Genomic DNA, 529 nt, shown 5'->3' with positions numbered 1-529 from the left:
AAAACCATAAGCCCTATGCTTCTCTGCGATGCCTGATACGGCCTCAATGATGTCATTATCATCGATACGCTTGAGTTGGTAATAAAATGTGCAACGACTGATACTTAGCGCATCACAAGCCAACACAACACCTAGGCCAAATTCATTAATGGCATAGTGGGCTAACACCTTCCGCTCTGCTGGCTTTATAGCTTTTTTTCAACAATGTCTTTTAACGCCATGTTTTGCAAACTGACATCTGCAAACATCTTTTTAAGCTTGGCATTTTCGGCTTCTAATTCACGCATACGGGTTAAATCAGAGGCTTGCATCCCACCGTATTTCGATTTCCATTTGTAATAGGTACTTTGACCAACATTATGTTTGCGGCATAACTCAGGCACAGTGAGTGCGCCTGACTCACCTTCTTTGAGGATATTGATAATTTGGCTTTCAGTAAAACGTGTCTTTTTCATGTGATTCTCCATTTGGTTTAGTGTAAATGGAAAACTCTATTTAAAACATTCTGATTTTAAGGGAGGGTTACACC

The 529-nt window shown here is 40.3% G+C and carries 1 protein-coding gene; it reads right to left on the bottom strand.

Translation table 11 applies throughout. From position 1 onward, the window contains the following. Positions 1 to 185 precede the first annotated feature (185 nt). On the bottom strand, positions 186 to 455 hold the full coding sequence (locus Q4557_RS19880; protein ID WP_157936128.1) for a transposase: 270 nt from the start codon (positions 453 to 455) through the stop codon (positions 186 to 188). Positions 456 to 529 lie beyond the last annotated feature (74 nt).

It is taken from the genome of Shewanella sp. 5_MG-2023 (assembly GCF_030547465.1).
Classification (GTDB): Bacteria; Pseudomonadota; Gammaproteobacteria; order Enterobacterales; family Shewanellaceae; genus Shewanella.
The sequence above is the reverse complement of the archived record's forward strand: the minus strand, read 5'-3'. Positions and strand labels throughout refer to the sequence as shown.